This window comes from Buttiauxella sp. B2 (genome assembly GCF_006376615.1).
GTDB lineage: Bacteria > Pseudomonadota > Gammaproteobacteria > Enterobacterales > Enterobacteriaceae > Buttiauxella.
On the sequence record NZ_VEXQ01000004.1, the window covers coordinates 196,771 to 218,272 of the forward strand.

Consider the following 21,502-nt stretch of genomic DNA (forward strand, 5'->3'; position numbering starts at 1 on the left):
GAAAAGGGAGAGAATTGTCGGATGGCGCTTACGCTAATCCGACCTACGAAACAAGTTTGCCTGGACGTTACATCGCAGCCAAATAAATCGCCATAATTTCTGCGTGAGTGGCTTGAATCGGGTTGGTAAATCCGCAGGCATCTTTTAACGCGTTCGCTGCAAGCTCATGAATATCTTCTTTTTTTACATTCAAGTGGCGTAAGCCTGTTGGGATGTTGACCTTGCTTGCCAGCTTCTGAATCTCTTTGATGCAAGCTTGAGCTCCTTCCTGTTCGGACATGTTTTTAACTTCCACGCCCATTGCCTCAGCGACATCACGCAAGCGACCCGCAGCAGCCGTACTATTGAATTTCTGTACATGTGGCAGCAACACTGCGTTGCAGACGCCGTGTGGCAGGTCATAGAAACCACCAAGCTGATGCGCCATTGCATGAACATATCCGAGCGAGGCGTTATTAAAGGCCATCCCGGCGAGGAATTGTGCGTAGGCCATATCTTCGCGAGCTTGCTCGTTGCCACCCTGTTCAACCGCGACGGGGAGCGCTTTGCAGATCATAGTCACGGCTTTTAAGGCGCAGGCGTCGGTGATTGGCGTTGCCGCAGTAGAAACATAAGCTTCCACGGCGTGGGTCAGAGCGTCCATACCGGTGGCCGCGGTTAATGATTTCGGCATTCCCGCCATCAGTGCAGAGTCGTTTACTGACATGATCGGCGTAACGTGTTTATCAACAATGGCCATTTTGATGTGGCGTTCTTCGTCGGTAATGATGCAAAAACGCGTCATTTCTGATGCAGTACCAGCCGTAGTATTAATAGCTATCATCGGCAGTTGAGGGTGTTTTGAGCGATCTACACCTTCGTAATCATTGATTTTCCCACCGTTAGTGGCAACTAACGCAATACCTTTGGCACAGTCATGCGGTGAGCCACCGCCAAGCGAAATCACGCAGTCGCAATTGTGTTGGCGCAGCAGTGCCAGCCCGGCTTGAACATTGCCGGTGGTTGGGTTCGGATGGGTGCCATCAAACACGAAACTTTGGATATCCCGGCTTTCTAATGCACTTTGCAGTTGGGCTGCCATCCCAAGCTTCGCAAGCATGGAATCGGTGACGATTAACGCCCGTTGCAAACCATATTCGCGGAGGTTGTTAAGCGCATCGTTGAGGCAGTTCGTACCCATAATATTGATGGAAGGGATATAAAACGTTGTTGCGGCCATAGTCACTATCCTTAGTTAATGATGATGGCTGACAACATATCCCTATAAATTGAGAATTAAAGGCGGGTTTGGAGAAAATGGAATCCATGCCGCAAAACGAATATATCGACAGGTTTTTTTGTTATTTATTGTTTATTAATCATAATGATAAATACATCACCGGATGTTTAGTTATTCGTGCCAGTGATGTATTAAAAATTACTTTTCTGCCAAAAATAGGGCTTTGTCGCGTAACAAGTGGTCGTTACCACGACGTCGGGTAAAACCAATGCGGTCAAAGTACTCGAGAATTTGTACTGCGAGTTTACGGCCCACGCCCAGACGGTCGCGGAAGTCGGCGGCGCTGGTGGCGCCCTGGGTTTGATCCAGCTCGCGGATCATATTGGCGAACGTTTGAATCCGATCGTTTCGATAGTAACGATCTTTTAAGATTGCCGTCACCAACCCAAGCTGTGCGGCAAAGCGCAACAGCTGGCGTATAGCTTGCTCATCTTGCTGCGTTTCGCGCGCAAGGTCGCGCACCCACCATGGCTCATCGCCAAATAATGCATCCATTTTTTGCCATATCGCCAGTTGCTCGGCGCAGAACCCTGGTTTGTGGTCCGGCAAATGCAGCCAGCCCTGACGGCTTGCCAGTAGCCCCTCCTGGCGCATTTTTTCTATAAGCGCCAGAACCAGAGGCTCATCTTCACCCGGCAATGCCATGCGACGCAGGCGCTCACGCCCAGGACCTGGTTGGTCGTCATGTTGTTGATGATAACGTTCCATGATATCGAGCAGTTTCTGTTTCCAGCGTGCGGCCATTTCATCGCTGAGCAAACTATTGCCAGCGCGAAGATAATCGTTATGAGACAGCAGCTCTTGTAAACCTTGAGCCGTGAGCTGCCGCGCCCACGCGAAGTCGTTCAACGTAACGGCGCTGCGCTGCAGATGGATATCGAGTGCCTGTTGGTTGTTTTCAGCGAGTTTAAGCTGCTGCAACCAGGCAAGAAATGCTGGCTGACGTTTACCGCGGCGCGGTGCATGTAGCAGGATGGCCCGCGCACCTGCCAGAGTAACGCGAGCGCTGATATCGCGAAGTACCAGACGGTCGTTGTCTGCAAGCCACAGCGGTACATCTAAAACCAGTTCGGCGAGGTCGTCTTCCAGAAGCGAAATACGCCCGGTGACGTGGCTGGCGGCGTGGTGAATATGCAGTGGCTGCCATTGTTGCAGCGGTGCGTGGCTTTGTAACTGAACAATCACGCGCTCTACAGGCTGAAGTGGCTGCGCTGCCAGTAACCAGTCACCGCGTTTAATATCCATTTTTTCGGCATCACCGCTGATATTGAGCGCAATGCGCTGCCCGGCAAATGCGGTGTCTGTTTTGCTATCCTGAGCGTGCAAACCACGCACGCGCATCGGCTTATCAGCACCGGTTAACCAAAGCATATCGCCAATTTTCACTTCACCGCTCAGTGCGGTTCCTGTCACGACCAGGCCCGCGCCTTTCACTGTGAAAGCACGGTCAATGGCGAGGCGGAAACGATGCTGGCGTGGGTGTGCGCGTTCTGACAGTGCGAGTAAGTGCTCACGTAGTTCATCGATGCCTGTGCCGTTGGTCGCTGCGGTGACAAACAAAACCGCATCCTGCCAGCCAAACTCTTTGAGTGCACCGAGCACCGCTTCCCGGACTTCATTAATGCGCGCTTCACTCACCCGGTCGGCTTTGGTTAAGGCGACAGTGAGCGAAGGTTTTCCGGTTAATTGCAAAATGGCGAGGTGTTCGCGAGTTTGCGCCATTACGCCATCGTCACAGGCGACCACAAGCAGCGCGTGGTCAATGCCACCGACGCCAGCCAGCATATTGGCGAGAAATTTTTCATGCCCCGGCACATCAATAAAACCAGGAATGCGACCATCGGGTTGCGGCCAGTACGCATAGCCAAGGTCGATAGTCATGCCGCGTTTTTTCTCTTCCGGCAGACGGTCAGCATTCACGCCCGTTAAGGCTTGCAGCAGGGTGGTTTTGCCGTGGTCAACGTGCCCGGCGGTAGCAATAATCATGGGTTCAGGTTCTCCATGAATCCAGATTCATCTTCAAGGCAGCGTAAATCCAGCCATAAACGCCCATCGCTGATGCGGCCTATTATAGGTTTTGATAGCACGCGCAAACTCTGTGTGAGCGTGCTAAGCGTGGTGCCACGGCCATCTTTTGGCGTGAACGTCAGCGCGGTGCTGGGCAATCTGTCTACCGGCAGCGAGCCGCTGCCAATTTGCGATAAACACGGTTCGACAAGAACAATAAAATGCTCGCCAAATTTGTCCTGGAGCGCAGGGCACAGGCGTTGTGCCAGCTCTGTGATTTCACTGACATCACGGGTTAATAAGCGCAATGTTGGCAATCTTTCGACCAGCGTTTCAGGGTGTTGATACAAACGCAGAGTGGCTTCAAGTGCTGCCAAAGTCATTTTATCAGCGCGTAATGCACGTTTGAGCGGATGGCTTTGGATGCGGGCGATAAGCTCTTTTTTGCCGACGATAATGCCAGCCTGCGGCCCGCCGAGCAGTTTATCACCCGAGAAGCTGACCAGACTTACCCCTGCGGCAATCAGTTGTTGCGGCATTGGCTCTTCTGGTAATCCCCACTGGCTTAAGTCGACCAGCGATCCGCTACCCAAATCGGTCACCACAGGAATATTTAGCTCATTGCCAAGGGCAACCAGTTCAGCTTCATCAACGGCTTTGGTGAAGCCTGCAACTTGATAATTACTGGTGTGGACTTTCATCAGGAGTGCGGTGTTTTCATTTACGGCCTGGCGATAGTCTTTCAAATGCGTGCGGTTCGTGGTGCCGACTTCCACCAACTGGCAACCTGCCTGACGCATCACATCCGGAATACGAAATGCACCGCCGATTTCCACCAGTTCGCCGCGTGAAACAACCACTGCTGCCCCGCTGGCACATGCAGCGAGCATCAGCAACACCGCCGCTGCATTGTTATTGACGATGCAGGCGTCTTCCGCGCCGGTAATCTCGCAGAGCAAATCTGCCAACGCCCGATCACGATGCCCGCGTTCTGCGCCGTGCAGATCGTATTCCAGTGTAACCGGATAACGCATAGTGTGCGTTACGGCTTCAATAGCCACTTCCGCCTGCAAAGCCCGGCCAAGGTTGGTATGCAGCACAGTGCCAGTCAGGTTATACACCGGCTGGAGTGTGCAACGCTTACTCGCTTCCAGTTTTGCCCGCACCTGTGCTGCCCAATCTTCATTCCACGGCGGGAGCTTATCCTGCAAGCGGACGTATTCTCGTGCGGCCTCCAGCATTTCCCGTAACGTGTTAACCACCTGAGTGTGGCCGAAGTTGCTTAGCAAAGCACTGAATGAGGCGTCGCGTAGCAGTCTGTCGATTGCTGGAAGTTGGCTGTACAAGGTGCGATGGGTAGTCATGGCAAGCCGCAGAGTCGTGAAATTTAACGGTAGTTTACAGGGGGAGTTATCCCCCTGTCATGGCGGGAGATCATGCTGTTGGCGGTTCGGTGCGTGCAAAACTTTCGCGTTCGAAAAGTTTCTCAATCAATTTCACCAGGTGAGGGCGGTCGACACACCAGCCTGGGGAGACTCGGCGAAAATTGAGATAGCCCACGGCGCAAGCCACAGCAATGGTCGCGACACTTAGGTTTTCTGCGTTCAGTGTTTTATCCGCAGCGTATTGTTCGAGCATTGTCAGGCCCCGGCTGATTTTTTCCCGCTGGCGGAGCAATTCCACTTCGGATTGCTGCTCTATCGGGCGCAAGCGTTCACGTACCGATACCAGCGCGGCGTCCATAATGCCGTCGGCCAGTGCTTCAATTTGGCGCATTTGCAAAGCGGCTAACGGGTCGCGCGGGATAAGCGCAGGAGCAATATCGAGAAGCTCGAGATATTCCGCAATAACCGGGGAGTCGAACCAGTATTGGCCGTCGTCGGTAATTAAAGCCGGAACTTTGCCCAGCGGGTTGTAATGCTGTGTGGTGCTTTCTGATGTCCACGGGTTGTCGTTTACAAACTCAAAAGTGATGCCCTTTTCCAGCAATATCACAGATATCTTGCGCACATAAGGGCTGGTGTAATTACCGATAAGTTTCATTACATCGTCCATTTTTAACCGACAAAAGCTAAGTATGGAACAGATTGTCGGCAACGTTTGAATTGTTAGTCTGCCGCTGCGCTGTAATTTTCTAACAAAAAAAAATGAAGTAGTCCGGCTGGGTTGCCTTAGATCACATCTGGAAAAATTCGAGCAATATATTTTGTGATTTAAATCACATAAAAATAACAAAGTGATAATGATAAAATGTGATTTTAATCACATTTAAGGGTCAATCAAGGACAAAAATACATCACTGTGTTTTTTTTACACACCAATTATGTGATTAGGATCACTGGAATTAGGTTGGCTACACCCCTCTGCAGGTGATCTGCGTCACATAAAAATCCGCTCGCTGGACAGCTTAACTTTCACGTGCCAAATTTGCCTCACTTAGAGCATCTGGCAGCACTGCTTGCCACCACATTAACAATAAACCTCGGGCTGCTTTTTCAGCACGTGAACACAATAAGGGGTGTGCGTATGTCATCCGATATCAAGATCAGAGTGCAAAGCTTTGGTCGTTTCCTGAGTAACATGGTAATGCCAAACATTGGCGCATTTATCGCCTGGGGTATTATCACGGCCTTATTTATTCCGACTGGTTGGTTGCCAAACGAGACGTTGGCGAAACTGGTCGGTCCAATGATCACCTTCCTGCTGCCGCTGCTTATCGGTTTTACCGGTGGTCGCTTAATCGGTGGTGACCGTGGTGGTGTGGTCGGTGCAATCACAACAATGGGTGTTATCGTCGGTGCTGATATGCCGATGTTCCTCGGTGCAATGATTGCAGGTCCTCTGGGTGGCTGGGCTATTAAACATTTCGACGCATGGGTTGATGGCAAAATCAAATCCGGCTTCGAAATGCTGGTGAACAACTTCTCCGCTGGCATCATCGGTATGATTCTGGCGATTCTGGCGTTCATGGGTATCGGCCCTGCGGTTGAAGTCCTGTCCAAAGTATTGGCTGCGGGCGTTAACTTCATGGTTGTCCATGACATGCTGCCGCTGGCATCTATCTTTGTAGAACCGGCGAAAATCCTGTTCCTGAACAACGCAATCAACCACGGTATCTTCTCACCGCTGGGTATTCAGCAGTCCCACGAACTGGGCAAATCAATCTTCTTCCTGATTGAAGCCAACCCAGGCCCTGGTATGGGCGTGCTGATGGCGTACATGTTCTTCGGTCGTGGTAATGCTAAGCAGTCTGCGGGCGGCGCAGCAATCATCCACTTCCTGGGCGGTATCCACGAAATTTACTTCCCATATGTGCTGATGAACCCACGTCTGATTCTGGCCGTTATCCTCGGCGGTATGACTGGTGTGTTCACCCTGACCATCCTGAATGGCGGCCTGGTTTCTCCAGCATCACCGGGTTCCATCCTGGCGGTTCTGGCGATGACGCCAAAAGGTGCTTACTTCGCTAACATCGCGGCAATCGTTGCGGCAACAGCAGTCTCCTTCGTGGTATCAGCCATCCTGCTGAAAACCAGCAAAGTCAAAGAAGAGGACGACATTGAAGCTGCGGCTCGCCGTATGGCTGAAATGAAAGCTGAATCCAAAGGTGGTTCTGCACCATTGGCGGTAGGTGCGGGTCTGTCTAACGATTTGAGCCACGTACGCAAAATCATCGTAGCTTGTGATGCTGGCATGGGTTCAAGTGCCATGGGGGCAGGCGTACTGCGTAAGAAAGTGAACGATGCCGGCCTGAAAAATATCTCTGTAACGAACTGTGCAATCAATAGCTTGCCGGACGATGTAGACCTGGTTATTACGCACCGTGACTTGACCGAGCGTGCGATGCGCCAGGTTCCACAGGCACAGCATATTTCCCTGACCAACTTCCTTGATAGCAGCCTGTACTCCAACCTGACCGAACGTCTGGTGGCTTCCCATAACCTGAGCGAGAAAGAAGTGAAGGTGATGAGCAGCCTGGAAGACAGCTTTGTAGCTGACGAAGAAACGCTGTTCCGTCTGGGGGCTGGCAACGTGTTCCTCGGCCTGACTGCAGCTAATAAAGAAGAAGCGATTCGCTTTGCGGGTGAGCAGTTAGTGAATGGCGGTTACGTTCAGCCTGAGTATGTTGATGCGATGTTTGAACGTGAAAAACTGACCCCAACATATCTGGGTGAAGGTATCGCGGTTCCACACGGTACAGTTGAAGCGAAAGACCGTGTACTGAAAACCGGCGTGGTGTTCTGCCAGTATCCACACGGTGTTCACTTCGGTGAAGAAAGTGATGATATTGCCCGCCTGGTCATCGGTATTGCGGCTCGCAATAACGAACACATCCAGGTTATCACCAGCCTGACCAATGCGCTGGATGATGATTCCGTCATCGATCGCCTGGCGAATACCACCAGTGTTCAGGAAGTTCTCGACCTGCTGGCGGGTAAGAAGTAACTCTCCTTTTCCCTCTCCCGTTGGGAGAGGGTTCTGGTGAGGGTGGTCAACATCATAAGCCTCCTCACCCGAACCCTCTCGGGTAATTCAAATTTAAGAAGGTGAACGACATGAAAGCATTACATTTTGGTGCAGGTAATATCGGACGTGGCTTTATCGGGAAACTGCTGGCAGATGCGGGTATTCAACTGACGTTTGCCGACGTGAACCAGACCGTGTTGGACGCGCTGAATGCACGTCATAGTTACCAGGTCCATGTCGTTGGTGAGCAAAAGCAAATCGATACTGTTTCTAATGTGAATGCTGTCAGCAGTATTGGTGATGAAGTTATCGGCCTGATTGCCGATGTAGACTTGGTTACTACTGCGGTAGGCCCAGTGGTGCTTGAGCGTATTGCACCAGCAGTGGCTAAAGGTTTGGTTCTGCGTCGCGCAAACGGCAATGAAAAACCGTTGAACATCATCGCTTGCGAGAATATGGTGCGTGGCACCAGCCAGCTTAAAGGCCACGTCATGAAGGCGCTTTCTGGAGACGACCAGGCTTGGGTTGAGCAGCACGTTGGCTTTGTTGATTCCGCCGTTGACCGTATCGTTCCACCGTCAGAATCCGCAACCAATGACCCGCTCGAAGTGACCGTTGAAACCTTCAGCGAGTGGATTGTTGATAAAACCCAGTTCAAAGGTGACTTGCCGAACATTCCTGGTATGGAACTTACTGACAATCTGATGGCGTTTGTTGAGCGCAAACTCTTCACGCTCAATACCGGGCATGCTATAACCGCGTACCTTGGTCAACTGGCCGGTCATCAAACCATTCGCGATGCGATTCTGGACGAGAAAATCCGTGCCGTAGTGAAAGGTGCGATGGACGAAAGTGGCGCGGTGCTTATCAAACGCTACGGCTTTGATGCAGACAAGCACGCGGCCTATATCCAGAAAATCCTTGGTCGTTTTGAAAATCCGTATCTGAAAGATGATGTGGAACGCGTAGGCCGCCAGCCGCTGCGTAAATTAAGTGCGGGTGACCGTCTGATTAAGCCGCTGTTGGGCACTATCGAGTATGGCTTGCCACACGTGAACCTGGTCGAAGGTATTGCGGCGGCGATGCATTATCGCAGCGAGCAAGATCCGCAGGCGCAGGAACTGGAACAACTTCTGGCAGCAAAAGGCCCACAAGCCACGCTTGCAGAAATTTCCGGCCTGGATATTAACAGCGAAGTCGTAGCAGAAGCGGTTAACGCGTATAACGCTCGGTCGTAACGGAAAACGGGTGCAGTGGACGCTGCACCCAATAAATACTTTTAGTGATGTAGGCAAAGATGGAAGAAACCCAGGCCTTTGAAAACCGTGTGCTTGAGCGTCTTAATGCCGGAAAAACTGTACGTAGCCTGCTGATTACCGCGGTCGAGCTTCTCACCGAAGCGGTTAATATCCTGGTGCTTCAAGTTTTCCGTAAAGACGATTATGCGGTGAAATATGCGGTTGAACCGTTGCTGGATGGCGATGGCCCGTTAGGGGATCTTTCCGTGCGTCTCAAACTTATCTACGGGCTTGGCGTGCTCAACCGTGTGGAGTATGAAGATTGCGAGCTGTTGATGGCTCTGCGCGAAGAGTTAAATCACGACGGTAATGAATATAATTTTACCGACGATGAAATGCTTGGCCCATTTGGTGAATTACATTGTGTTTCGGCGCTGCCACTAGCGCCAAAGTTTGTTGATGGCAGCGATCCTGAGCTGTTTGCCATGCAAAAACAACGCTACCAACAAATTGTCCGTTCAACGATGGTGCTCTCTTTGACTGAGCTGATCTCACGGATCAGCTTAAAAAAAGCCTTCCAGAAGTAATCTCATATACCCTTTAGATTTCGAGTTGCAGGTAGGCGGCCAGGGAGCAAATCCCAAGGAGCTTACTAAGGTAAGTGACTGGGGTTTGTGAGTGCAGCCAACACCCCTGCAACTTGAAAGATGACGGGTATACAAAGTCCCTTTTCGCCCTCTTACGCCGAATGGTGTATCCTTGCCAGCAATGAAAGTTATTCACGGTTAATCAAAAATGAAAGAAATCGAAAAAGCAGAAATCAAACGTCTTAGCGATCGTCTCGACACAATCCGTCACGAGATGCCTGAGTTGCATCTTATCAATGACGCTGAAAAGTACGCTGAGATGGAAAAAGAGAAAGCGAAGCTGGAAATTGAGATCGTGCGTCTGCAAGCGGTGCGTAACCAGAAACTGAGCAAAGAAGCACAGAAACTGATGGCTCTGCCGTACAAACGCCCAATTACTAAGAAAGAACAGGCAGACATGGGCAAGCTGAAAAAAGCGGTGCGCGGCTTGGTTATCGTGCATCCAATGACAGCCTTAGGCCGCGAAATGGATCTCGAAGAAATGACTGGTTTTTCTAAGACTGATTTTTAATTTAAACTCTTATTTTATAAAGGGATGTGGCGTTTGCCTCATCCCTTTTTTTTTGGAAAAATCTCTGTTTTCATCATCATTTGCGACACTTCTCGAGATACACACTTCTTCTTATTTGGTGGCTTTTTCATCCAGGATATTCTCCGAACATCTTCTAACAGTCTTTGTTGCGCATGGCGGAACATTGATGGTATTGTTCCGCTTAAGGGAACAGGGATTTTGGATGATCAGAAGTTTTAAACACAAAGGACTTAAAAACCTGTTTCTAAAGAAGCAGTCTCAAGGACTTCCATGGGAACATGTGCCGCGTCTGCGTAACCGTCTAGCCATCATCGATGCGGCTGAAAAGATAACTGATATCGATATGCCTGGTTATCGACTGCATGCGCTAAATGGGGATCGAGAAAAGCTTTGGTCTGTGACAGTTTCAGGTAACTGGCGTATCACTTTTGAGTTTATCGACGGTGATGCGTACATTCTGAATTATGAGGACTACCACTAATGAAAATGAAAAATCCCCCACACCCAGGGGCGATTATTCAGGAAGCGCTGGATGAACTTAACGTTAGCTTGCGCGAGTTTGCCAAAGCGATGGATATTGCACCATCAACAGCAAGTCGTTTGTTAACTGAAAAAGCAGCGCTTACACCTGAAATGGCGATTAAGTTAGCGGTCGTTATCGGAAGTTCAGCTGATGTATGGTTGAAGTTACAAAGTGCGTACAGCCTTGCAGAGGCTGAGAAAATGGTCGATGTTTCTCGTTTGCGCAAACTTGCCGCTGTGTAATAAAGCCAGCAGGTTTCCCCGCTGGCCTCAATGTTTACTTCAATACCTGCGGGTTCACGCAGTTTTCTTTCACATTGCCGCTCAGGGCTGCAATTAAATTATCCACCGCGCAAGCCGCCATGTTGTAGCGCGTTTCATGTGTTGCAGAACCGATATGCGGCAAAGCCACGACATTCGGTAAGCTGAGCAGCGGGGAGTCAACAGGCAGCGGTTCTTGCTCAAAGACATCCAGACCTGCGGCGTGAATTTTTCCGTCTACCAGCGCCTGAATTAACGCTTTCTCATCGACAACAGGGCCGCGCCCGGCGTTAATCAAAATAGCCGAGGGCTTCATTTTCGCCAGTTGTTCTGCACCAATCAGATGATAAGTTTCATCCGTCAGCGGCAAGGAAATACAGACGAAATCTGATTCCGCCAGCAGTGTATCCAGGTCGCAATAGCGAGCGTTAAAACGGTCTTCTGCTTCCTGATGGTGGCGGCGAGCATTATACAGAATCGGCATGTTGAAACCGAAGTGAGCACGCTGCGCCAGCGCCAGGCCAATGCGGCCCATGCCCAGAATTCCTAGTGTTTTGTGATGTACATCGATGCCAAACCAGTCAGGGCCGATGCTGCCTTTCCATTCGCCCGCTTTGACTCGTTCAGCCACTTCCACCGCACGGCGTGCAGTGGCCAGTACCAGTGTCATCATGGTGTCGGCCACGGTTTCTGTCAGTACCGTTGGCGTGTGCATCAGGGCGATACGGCGAGCGCTCAGCGCATCCACATCAAAATTGTCGTATCCAACCGAGACAGTTGAGGCGGCGCGTAGCTTAGGTGTGTGCTCTAAAAACGTTTTATCTACTTTTTCGCTGGAACCCAGAATACCTTCCGTATTGGCAAAAGCCTGTGCGTTTTGCTTGATTGTCTCAGGGCTTAAATCGCTCAGTTGAGTGACGGTGAAATGACTTTCAAGGCGGGCAAGCAGGTCGTCAGGTAACGTTTTATAGAGGATGACGGGCGGCTTCATGACGTTCTCCGTTAAACAGTTAAATACAGACCAGGCGGTATAGCGACCGCCTGGCTTGGGATTAGGCGTGGTGTGCTGCCACCGGAACTTGTTGGTTTCTCGCAGGTTTCACTATCAGAGTTAGCCACACTGAAGCGAGCAATGCTACCCCCATAAAAATGTAGGAAGCGGATGGGCTGCCTGTTGCACCGTTAAGGTAGCCAACAAACCAGGACCCGACAAACGAGCCCAGCGCACCCATGCTGTTAATTAATGCCATCGCACCACCGGCGACGTTTCTTGGCAGCATTTCTGGGATAATCGCAAAGAATGGGCCGTAGGGGGCGTACATCGCGGCACCAGCAATCACCAGCAAGGTGTAGGAAACCCAGAAGTGATTAGCACCGACCAGCCAGGAGCCGAGGAATGCCAGTGCGCCAATCAGCAGCAGTGGCCAGACAAACAGTTTGCGGTTCTGCATTTTGTCCGAGGCCCAGGAAACCACAATCATCGCAACTGTTGCCGCGAGATAAGGCACTGACGAAAGCCAACCCACTTCCACCATTCCCATGCCCGTAGCACCTGCGCCACGAATAATAGACGGCAACCACAGCACGAAGCCGTACACGCCGATACTCCAGCAAAAATATTGCATACACAGCAGCACGACATTGCGCGAACGGAATGCTTCGCTGTAGTTACGCACGGCTTTGATGCCTTCTTGTTCTTTCTCCAGTTGTGCCTGCAATGCGGCTTTTTCCGTATCAGACAGCCAACCCACCTGCGAAGGTTTGTCTTTTACCAGCACCCACCAGGCGAACGCCCAGAGAACGGCCGGAATACCTTCAATGATGAACATTTCACGCCAGCCGAGAGCCTGAATCAGGTAACCTGAAACCACCGACATCCACAGTACGGTGACCGGGTTGCCAAGGATCAAGAAGGTATTGGCGCGTGAGCGCTCGGACTTGGTAAACCAGTTGCTGATGTAAATCAACATCGCGGGCATTACCGCGGCTTCAACAATACCGAGTACGAAGCGAATCGCCGCCAGCGCGGGAATGTTGCTGACGACACCGGTCAATGATGCACAGCCGCCCCATAAAATCAGGCAGACGAAGATAAGTTTGCGCACGCTGCGGCGTTCGGCGTACATAGCCCCGGGGATCTGGAAGAAGAAATAACCGAGGAAAAACAGTGCCCCGAGTAACGACGAAATCCCTTTGGTGATACCAAGATCTTCGTTAATACCCGCAGCGGAAGCAAAACTAAAGTTGGCACGATCGAGGTACGCCAGGCTGTACGTGATGAACACGATAGGCATGATATACCACCAACGTTTTGGTGCGATTGTATTGGTTTTCATAGGCTAGCCTCTATGTTGAGGTGAGTCGCATCATGCCGGATGTAGGGTACAGCCGATGCGATTTTCGTTTATTCGCCAAGCGCGCTTCGGGTCGGTAACCCTTCGCTATCGCCGATGACTTGTATCGCCAGTGAGCCGATTTTATTACCGCGGCTAACGGCATGTTGTAAGGATTTACCCTCAAGCAGAGCGCTTATCACCCCAACGGCAAACCCATCGCCCGCACCAACGGTATCGACCACGTTGTCGACTTTTACGGCGCTCACCGCACCTTTCTCGCCGGATGCACTTTTGAACCACGCGCCGTCAGCGCCAGTTTTCAGGACCACCGCTTTCACGCCGTGGTCGAGATAGAAATCGGCAATCGCCTCTGGTGTTTTTTGCCCAGTAAGCAGAGCGCCTTCACTCAGGCCTGGCAGCACCCAATCGGCCTGAAAAGCGAGATTATTCAACTGCTTCACCATTTCTGCTTCACTTTTCCACAGCACAGGACGCAAATTGGGATCAAAGGAGATAGTTTTCCCTTTCTGTTTCATCACGCTTGCGGCGTGGTTGAGCAGTTCTAACGAACTTTCAGAGAGTGCTGCTGCCACGCCGCTCAGGTGCAAATGACGTGCAGAACAAAAATACTCTTCATTAAAGTCAGCTTTAGACAGATGGCTTGCAGCCGATCCTTTGCGGAAGTATTCCACAATGGGATCGGTTCCATTTTCGGCCCTGGATTTAAGCTGGAAACCTGTGGCGTAGCGTTTGTCGATGGCCACGCCACGGCTGTCGATATGCTCCTTTGCTAGTTGCTGTAATACGTAACGGCCAAAAGAGTCGTCGCCCACACGGCTGACCCAACCGACCTTCAGGCCAAGACGTGCAAGCCCTGTGGCAACATTCAGCTCAGCCCCCGCCACACGTTTAACAAAGTGCTCAGCAGTTGCCAATGATCCCGTTTCGCTGGCGACAAACATCGCCATCGCTTCGCCAATTGTGATGACATCAAGTTGCGTTGGCATGGCTTACTCCTCGCGTAATAAGTTGACGTAATGACGGGTTACAGCCGTCAGATCGCGGCCTTCCAGCGGAAATTCGATACCGCGCGGTGCATCGGCGGGCAGATTGTTCAGTAATTCCAGCCAGCGTGGTTCGGCATCATCCAACGCAATGGCCCGATAATGGTAATGGTGCGCGACAGCCGCTTTGACGTGGATATAGCTGACTGAAGGCGCAAGAACACGTGCCGCCGCTTCTGGCGACTCGTCCACCCACAGCCAGTTCGCCATATCAAACGTTAGTGTCACAGGAAGGTTTAATACATTACAGGCGGCCTGGAAGCGCTGCATGGGCGCAAGCTTGCCGAAGTTTGTCTGATCATTTTCCACCACCAGTGGCACATCGCTTTTTTCAAGCCACTGCTGCAAAAGGGAAAACTGTTGGCTGCTGCGAAAATTACCGAGAGAGAGTTTCAGCCATATGGCGTTGAGCTGGTGGGCTTCGAGCAGCAACGACGGAATGAGCGGATTGAGATTGCCGTCTTCAACAAACAGTGGCTCTGGTGCGGAATAACAGGCCTTGAGATTATGTTTACCGATTTGCTGCGCCAGGTCTGGCAGGGCATCAAGCTGGGCTGGGCTAAATAATTCGCGGCGAATTTCTACGCCGTCAGCGCCAGCATTCGCGATAATCGGTAACAAGGCTTGTTGGCCACCTAATGCGGCGATGCGGTCATGGCCATACGCGGCAGTGACGACAATAATGGTTCTCGGCATTAACTTCTCCGGAGTGGTTACATCTTAATAACGTATCTATTACGCTAAATGGAACCGGTTCCAAAGAAAAGCCAGGCATGCTTAATTTATGATCGCTATCACGAACAAAGATTATCGGGCGGTCGAGCCGCGGATGATTAACTCGCCGGAAAAAACCTGCTCGCAGACGGAGTCGTTACCGCCTTCGATGCGCTTCACGACTTGTTGGAGAGCGGCGTAACCAATCTGCCAGGTTGGCTGTTTGAGGGTGGTTATCCCCACACCGGCAAGCTCTGCCCACTCGAGTTCATCGAATCCCAACAGGCCAATATCGCTGCCCCAATGCAGGCCGATGCGACGTAAGGATCGCGCAACTTGAAGTGTGAGTGCGCCGTTCGCGGAAATAACCGCCTTACGCATTCCACGGTGGTGAGTGTGAAACTGACGCAGCGTGTTATCCATTAAATCGGCTTCGTGCAACGGGACTTCTGCGTTTACGGCGACAATTCCAGGATAGCGTTCGAGAGTGGCGTAAAAAGCATTCAGGCGTTCCCGGCGCGTGTTTACTGTGCCGAGCGGTTCGCTTAGAAAAAGAATCGCTTCAAAGCCTTGTTCGACAAGGTGTTCGGTTGCGGTTGTTGCGGCTTGAGTGTTATCCAGACCCACCACATCACAGGCAAAATCAGGAATTTTTCGATCAATTAGCACCATCGGTAACGCGGATTGTTGCAGGCGATTAAGACCTTCCTCGCGCATACCAACCGCATTTACCACAATGCCTTCCACCTGATAACTGTGCAGCAAATCCAGATAATGCAGCTCCTGATCCACTTCGTTATTGGTGTTACAGACCAGCGGCGTAAAGCCTTTTTCACGGCATGCTGCTTCAATGCCGCTCAGCACATCAACAGAATAGGGATTGGTAATATCAGCGATAATTAGGCCAATTAAACGGGTGCGCCCGCGTTTAAGGCCGCGAGCCATCTGGCTTGGGCGGTAATCGAGTTCAGCAATCGCGATTTCGATGCGCAGCCGTAGAGAGTCCGACAGCACGTTTTGCTCGCCGTTAAGATAGCGTGAAACACTGGTTTTTCCGGTTTTTGCCGCTTTCGCGACGTCGCTTATCGTTGGGCGTGCAGCCTTGTTGTTCATGATTATCTCCGAGGGTAACTTTCGGGAGAGTAACATAAATTTTGTGCCCAAGTGGGCGGTGAGATTCCCTCTCCAGGAAGAGAGGGAATAAAAAACTTAAGACAGCGGACTCAGCGTAATCTCTACGCGACGGTTCTGCGCTTTACCTTCAGCAGTGCTGTTGCTGGCGATTGGATTAGCGGGCCCCATACCTGTGGTGCGTACGCGGTTTGCTGCCACGCCCTGGGTGATAAGTGCGCTGCCCACGCCGTCTGCACGTTGCTGGGAAAGCTTCATGTTTAGCTCATTGCTACCGGTGCTGTCGGTATAACCCACGACGTTAACCGCAGTTTTTGGATATTCTTTTAATACCATCGCCACACCGGTCAGGGTGTTCGCGCCAGCAGGTTTAAGTGTCGCGCTGCTGCTGTCGAAGGTGACATTATTTGGCATGTTAAGCACGATGTTGTCGCCATTTCGCGTCACACTCACACCCGTTCCCTGCATTTTTTCACGAAGTTTAGCTTCCTGCACATCCATGTAGTAACCAACACCACCACCTAATGCAGCACCTGCTGCTGCACCAATTAGAGCGCCTTTGCCGCGATCTTTTTTCGAAGAGGAGAGCACGCCAACGCCAGCACCTACCAGAGAGCCAATACCTGCTCCGATCCCCGATTTTCCTGCTTCACGTTCGCCAGTGTAAGGGTTGGTAGTACAACCAGAAGCTGCTAACGTGCCGCAAACGATAGCGGCAATCATCATGACGCGTTTTTTCATCTCATTTCCTTTGTGAATTTGATAACTCAACCGCATATTCAGCGGCGGTTGATTATGCCGTGTGAATGCGCAGAAGTTTCTATAGAGTCGTCTGAATTTGTAAACAATATTGAGCGGTCTCCAGACCGCCACCTGCCCACTACCTGCAAAAAATAGGGGAGCCCGAATTGGCTAATGCAGTCTCATCAAGTAAGAAAGTTTTAACGGCTGCACACTGGGGGCCGATGTTAGTTGAAACTGACGGAGTACGTGTATTCGCGTCAGCGGGTGCGTTGGATTCCGGGCATGAGAACTCATTGCAAAGCGCTGTTCCGGATCAGGTACACAGCAAAGCCCGTGTGCAATTTCCTATGGTTCGCAAAGGATTTCTTGAATCGCCAGATGCGCCGGTCGGTGTGCGTGGCGAGGATGAGTATGTGCGAGTGAGTTGGGATGAAGCGTTACAACTCATTCACCTGCAGCATCAACGCATTCGCTCGGCTTACGGTGCAGCGTCTATTTTTGCCGGTTCCTACGGTTGGCGCTCTAATGGCGTGCTGCACAAAGCCGCGACATTATTGCAGCGCTATATGAGTCTGGCGGGCGGATATACCGGGCATCTGGGTGATTATTCTACCGGAGCTGCGCAGGTCATCATGCCGTATGTAGTTGGCTCAAATGAAGTTTATCAGCAGCAAACCAGCTGGCCTTTAGTGCTGGAGCATAGCGATGTGGTGGTGCTGTGGAGTGCTAACCCACTGAACACGTTGAAAATTGCCTGGAATGCCAGCGACGAGCAGGGCGTGAAGTATTTTGAGCAACTGAAAAACAGCGGCAAGACGGTGATCGCTATTGATCCTATGCGATCAGAAACGGTGGGTTTCTTTGGTGAAGCTGCACAGTGGATAGCGCCAAATATGGGTACCGACGTGGCACTGATGCTGGGTATTGCTCATACGTTGGTGAAAAGCGGCTGGCATGACACGCAATTCCTGGCGCGCTGCACTTATGGCTATGACAAGTTTGCCGCTTATCTGATGGGCGATTCAGATGGTTTGCCAAAAACTGCTGAGTGGGCTGCGCAGATTTGCGGCGTGTCCGCAGAAACTATCGAATATCTGGCACGGTTGTTTAGCGAAAAGCGCACCATGCTGATGTCTGGTTGGGGGATGCAACGCCAGCAGTACGGCGAGCAAAAACACTGGATGCTGGTCACTCTTGCGGCCATGCTTGGGCAGATTGGCACGCCTGGCGGCGGCTTTGGTCTGTCTTATCACTATGCAAATGGTGGCAATCCTACACGGCGTGCGGCTGTATTGGGGTCAATGCAGGGTTCGGTGGCGAACGGTACTGATGCGGTGGAAAAAATCCCGGTCGCGCGTATTGTTGAAGCGTTGGAAAACCCCGGTGGTGAATATCAGCATAACGGGCAGGAAAAAACCTTCCCGGATATTCGCATGTTGTGGTGGGCGGGTGGCGGTAATTTTACCCATCACCAGGACACTAATCGCCTGATTAAAGCCTGGCAGAAGCCAGAGTTGGTGGTGATTTCCGAATGTTTTTGGACCGCAGCTGCCAAACATGCCGATATCGTCCTGCCGATTACCACGTCATTTGAACGCAATGATTTGACGATGACCGGTGACTACAGCAATCAGCATCTGGTGCCGATGAAACAGGTGGTTTCACCGCAGGGTGAAGCGCGTAATGATTTCGATGTTTTTGCGCAGCTCGGCGCGTTGTGGGAAGAGGGTGGCGAAGCACGTTTTACGGAAGGAAAAACCGAGCTGCAATGGCTGGAGGAATTCTATGAAATTGCCCGTAAGCGTGGCGTGGCGCTGCAAGTTGAGCTGCCCGATTTTAATCAGTTCTGGGAAAGTAACCAACTGATAGAAATGCCGGAAAATGAAAAGAGTACTGATTTTATCCGCTTCGCTGATTTCCGCCGCTGCCCGCAGGGAAATCCCTTGAAAACACCAAGTGGGAAAATCGAAATTTATTCTGAGCGCATCGCAAGCTTTGGTTATGCCGATTGCCCTGCACATCCGACCTGGCTTGCACCGAATGAGTGGCAAGGCAACGCGAAAGCAGGTCAGCTTCAGTTGCTTTCATCCCATCCTGCACACCGTCTGCACAGCCAACTGAACTATGCGGCATTACGCGACAAATATGCCATTGCCGGGCGCGAGCCATTAACGCTGCATCCAAAAGACGCCGCAGAACGTGGTATTGCAGATGGTGATTTAGTGCGCGTCTGGAATGCGCGTGGGCAGGTATTGGTTGGCGCGTTGGTGACTGACGGTATCAAACCTGGCGTGGTTTGTATTCATGAAGGGGCGTGGCCCGATTTGAATGACCAGAAGCTGTGTAAAAACGGTGCTGTGAATGTGCTGACGCTGGATATTCCCACATCAAGGCTGGCAAACGGCTGTGCGGCGAATTCATCGCTGGTATGGGCCGAAAAATATCTCGGTCCAGTACCCGCTGTTACAGCGTTTTCTCCGCCTGCCAACTCATAATCCAGGTCGGGTGGTGCGTTTCGTTTTGCCAGGCGCTTTCTTCAATGCGAAAGTCCTGGCGATGATAAAAATGCACTGCCCGATGGTTCTTTTGGTAAACCTCAAGGCTCAGTGACGGGTAGAGCGTTTTGACGTGTGCCATCAACGCCTGCCCAATTCCCTGGCCAATAAAGGGTTCGCTAACAAACAGTGCGCCAATAAATCGTGAATCCAGCACGCTAATAAATCCCACCATTTCATCCTGCTGTTTGTCTTGGTGCAGATAAACCCAGGTTGCAGATTGCGGGATATAAACATTGCGCACGATAGACTCACTTTCGTGCCAGTAGCTTTCGCTGATAAACGGATGAGCCTGAATCGTGCTGGCAAGCCAAATCTCAATCAGCTTATCCATTTCATCTGGCAGTAAACGGCGAATCATTTCTGGTTATCAGGGTGGCAGAAACAGCCGGTCACATGGTCGTTGACCAATCCACAAGCCTGCATAAACGAGTAGCAAATAGTTGAGCCGACAAACTTGAAGCCACGTTTTTTGAGCGCTTTGGATAACGCGTCAGAAGCGGGGGTCATTGCCGGGATTTCAGCCAGCGCTGCAGCCTGCGTCACTTGCGACTGGTTATCGACAAACGACCAGACAAATTCCGGGAATTTCTCGCCGTTGGCTTCCATCGCCAGGTACGCTTTTGCGTTATTGATAATGGCTTCTATTTTTCCACGATGGCGGATAATACCGGCATCTTGCACTAGCACATCGACATCTGTCGGTTGCAGTAAAGCCACAGCTTGCGGGTCGAAATTTTTAAAGCAGCGGCGGTAGTTTTCGCGTTTTTTCAGCACGGTAATCCACGACAATCCCGCCTGTTGTCCTTCAAGGCAGATCATCTCGAAAAGGTGTTGGCCATCGGTCACCGGAACGCCCCATTCTTTATCGTGATATTCAATATAGAGCGGATCCTGGGATACCCATCCACAACGCAACATGCAGTTCTCCTTTGATGAAATTTCTCGTGCCAGCTTGACGTGCGAAATAAAGCGACAATAGTTAATTCAGGGCCATCTTGATACACCATGAGTTATTTAGGGGTTATCCGCAAGCCCGACAAAAAGACTAATAATATCGCCGGATTTGGCTCTTTCCTGGAGTCGCTTTGATGATTATAAATATACGCAGTGGTCACCGTGTCACTCTCTCCACGGTGTTGGCTTTGTGTTTTCTATCCTATGCTACGAGTGTATTTGCCTGGCAACAAGAGTATGTCGCCGGAGAAACACCGGGCGAAGCTCAGAATCGTTATACCTGGGACAGTAATCACCAACCAAGTTATAACGATATTCTCGCTGAAAGGATTAATTCTTCGTTTACCTCCCAAAACCAGGAGGGGCTGATGCTCGTTTCTGGTAACGATAGCGTTAGTGCTGATAGCTCTCAATTGGGTATCGGTTGGAATATCTCTTTGCCTGGAAATATCACTACCGGGCCGACGGCAAAGTACAGTTGGGATAGTTCGTCTACCGGGATTTATAACGAATACGGCGATTCCGCCGTCTCCACACACTTCACCGATCAACTTTGGCATGCCAGCGTTTCTACCGTGGGCTGGCGACTGGATTCATCGATTGGCTATCTACGGCCTTGGGCGCAGGTTAGCTACAACCACCAATACGGTGAAAACGTCTGGAAAGCGCAATCGGGACTGAGAACGAATATCGCGAACGGCCAGGATGCAAGCTGGATGGATGTGACCGTTGGCGCTGATATGCCACTTGGTAAAAATATGGCGGCGTTTGCTTCTATGTCGCAGGCCGAAGGGTTAACGACGGGTGAGGCGTATATTTACAACGTTGGGGTTAGTGCGAATTTCTGATCATTACCTTAACTTTGCATGGATATATTTAACATTTTATAACCAGTATTTACGCACTTCGTGTTGATAGTAACTACTAACAAACACGTTAATTCAAACACTGTCCAGGTCATTCATTCCCTCTCAGATGCATTTCATGCCGGCATGGGTGCAACTCATGCCGTTTTCTCCTGGAATAAAATGCACTTCGTTACTCTTGA

19 protein-coding genes and 1 pseudogene are annotated in these 21,502 nt (G+C 51.1%); 8 read left to right on the forward strand and 12 right to left on the reverse strand.

Going from position 1 to position 21,502, the window contains the following annotated elements:
* Positions 1-67: 67 nt before the first annotated feature.
* The 4 genes from yiaY to FH968_RS07490 form a co-directional block, all read right to left on the reverse strand.
* Entirely contained in the window at positions 68-1,219 is a 1,152-nt protein-coding gene (gene yiaY / locus FH968_RS07475) for an L-threonine dehydrogenase (RefSeq protein WP_139878509.1), read from the reverse strand.
* A gap of 198 nt (positions 1,220-1,417) precedes the next feature.
* The gene (gene selB / locus FH968_RS07480; protein ID WP_139878510.1) at positions 1,418-3,265 is read right to left on the reverse strand and encodes a selenocysteine-specific translation elongation factor; all 1,848 of its coding nucleotides are present in this window, start codon (positions 3,263-3,265) and stop codon (positions 1,418-1,420) included.
* Positions 3,262-4,650, reverse strand: a complete 1,389-nt coding sequence (gene selA, locus FH968_RS07485) for an L-seryl-tRNA(Sec) selenium transferase (protein ID WP_139878511.1) — start codon at positions 4,648-4,650, stop codon at positions 3,262-3,264. The genes selB and selA overlap by 4 nt, the downstream gene beginning before the upstream one ends.
* Positions 4,651-4,720: 70 nt before the next feature.
* Entirely contained in the window at positions 4,721-5,329 is a 609-nt protein-coding gene (locus FH968_RS07490) for a glutathione S-transferase (RefSeq protein ID WP_139878512.1), read from the reverse strand.
* A 483-nt stretch (positions 5,330-5,812) separates the two neighbouring features.
* On the opposite strand from FH968_RS07490, the gene FH968_RS07495 reads away from it, so the two are divergent.
* The 6 genes and pseudogenes from FH968_RS07495 (at position 5,813) to FH968_RS07520 (ending at position 10,935) form a co-directional block, all read left to right on the forward strand.
* Positions 5,813-7,732 carry a PTS mannitol transporter subunit IICBA gene (locus tag FH968_RS07495; RefSeq protein ID WP_139878513.1) on the forward strand — a complete coding sequence of 640 codons (1,920 nt, stop codon included), beginning with the start codon at positions 5,813-5,815 and terminating at the stop codon, positions 7,730-7,732.
* 110 nt (positions 7,733-7,842) lie between these two features.
* Positions 7,843-8,991 (forward strand): mannitol-1-phosphate 5-dehydrogenase, encoded by a 1,149-nt coding sequence (gene mtlD / locus FH968_RS07500; protein ID WP_139878514.1) that lies wholly within the window; start codon positions 7,843-7,845, stop codon positions 8,989-8,991.
* A gap of 10 nt (positions 8,992-9,001) precedes the next feature.
* A pseudogene (gene mtlR / locus FH968_RS07505) lies at positions 9,002-9,578 on the forward strand (mannitol operon repressor MtlR).
* A gap of 208 nt (positions 9,579-9,786) precedes the next feature.
* Positions 9,787-10,149, forward strand: a complete 363-nt coding sequence (locus FH968_RS07510) for a YibL family ribosome-associated protein (protein ID WP_139878516.1) — start codon at positions 9,787-9,789, stop codon at positions 10,147-10,149.
* Positions 10,150-10,372: 223 nt separating this feature from the next.
* Entirely contained in the window at positions 10,373-10,651 is a 279-nt protein-coding gene (locus tag FH968_RS07515) for a type II toxin-antitoxin system RelE/ParE family toxin (RefSeq protein ID WP_139878517.1), read from the forward strand.
* Positions 10,651-10,935 (forward strand): HigA family addiction module antitoxin, encoded by a 285-nt coding sequence (locus tag FH968_RS07520; protein ID WP_139878518.1) that lies wholly within the window; start codon positions 10,651-10,653, stop codon positions 10,933-10,935. Before FH968_RS07515 ends, FH968_RS07520 begins: the two co-directional genes overlap by 1 nt.
* A 34-nt stretch (positions 10,936-10,969) precedes the next feature.
* Here FH968_RS07520 and ghrB read toward each other — a convergent pair whose 3' ends face one another.
* From ghrB to FH968_RS07550, 6 genes are all read right to left on the reverse strand, one after another.
* On the reverse strand, positions 10,970-11,944 hold the full coding sequence (ghrB, locus tag FH968_RS07525) for a glyoxylate/hydroxypyruvate reductase GhrB (protein WP_139878519.1): 975 nt from the start codon (positions 11,942-11,944) through the stop codon (positions 10,970-10,972).
* A 61-nt stretch (positions 11,945-12,005) separates the two neighbouring features.
* The gene (locus FH968_RS07530) at positions 12,006-13,289 is read right to left on the reverse strand and encodes an MFS transporter (protein ID WP_139878520.1); all 1,284 of its coding nucleotides are present in this window, start codon (positions 13,287-13,289) and stop codon (positions 12,006-12,008) included.
* Between the two features lie 68 nt (positions 13,290-13,357).
* On the reverse strand, positions 13,358-14,296 hold the full coding sequence (locus FH968_RS07535; RefSeq protein ID WP_139878521.1) for a sugar kinase: 939 nt from the start codon (positions 14,294-14,296) through the stop codon (positions 13,358-13,360).
* Between the two features lie 3 nt (positions 14,297-14,299).
* Complete coding sequence (locus FH968_RS07540; RefSeq protein WP_139878522.1) at positions 14,300-15,049, reverse strand: sugar phosphate isomerase/epimerase; 750 nt, start codon at positions 15,047-15,049, stop codon at positions 14,300-14,302.
* A gap of 111 nt (positions 15,050-15,160) precedes the next feature.
* Entirely contained in the window at positions 15,161-16,180 is a 1,020-nt protein-coding gene (locus tag FH968_RS07545) for a LacI family DNA-binding transcriptional regulator (RefSeq protein WP_139878523.1), read from the reverse strand.
* Positions 16,181-16,276: 96 nt separating this feature from the next.
* Entirely contained in the window at positions 16,277-16,939 is a 663-nt protein-coding gene (locus FH968_RS07550; RefSeq protein ID WP_139878524.1) for an OmpA family lipoprotein, read from the reverse strand.
* Between the two features lie 167 nt (positions 16,940-17,106).
* Between FH968_RS07550 and FH968_RS07555 the strand changes: the two genes are divergently transcribed.
* Positions 17,107-19,437, forward strand: a complete 2,331-nt coding sequence (locus FH968_RS07555; RefSeq protein ID WP_139878525.1) for a molybdopterin guanine dinucleotide-containing S/N-oxide reductase — start codon at positions 17,107-17,109, stop codon at positions 19,435-19,437.
* Here FH968_RS07555 and FH968_RS07560 read toward each other — a convergent pair.
* Both FH968_RS07560 and tag read right to left on the reverse strand, forming a co-directional pair.
* Entirely contained in the window at positions 19,406-19,858 is a 453-nt protein-coding gene (locus FH968_RS07560; RefSeq protein WP_139878526.1) for an N-acetyltransferase, read from the reverse strand. The genes FH968_RS07555 and FH968_RS07560 overlap by 32 nt on opposite strands.
* A complete protein-coding gene (gene tag / locus FH968_RS07565) occupies positions 19,855-20,418 on the reverse strand; it encodes a DNA-3-methyladenine glycosylase I (RefSeq protein ID WP_139878527.1) in 564 nt (187 codons plus the stop codon). Before tag ends, FH968_RS07560 begins: the two co-directional genes overlap by 4 nt.
* Positions 20,419-20,588: 170 nt before the next feature.
* Between tag and FH968_RS07570 the strand changes: the two genes are divergently transcribed.
* Positions 20,589-21,302: an autotransporter domain-containing protein gene (locus FH968_RS07570; RefSeq protein WP_139878528.1), complete on the forward strand. Its 714-nt coding sequence runs from the start codon at positions 20,589-20,591 to the stop codon at positions 21,300-21,302.
* Positions 21,303-21,502 lie beyond the last annotated feature (200 nt).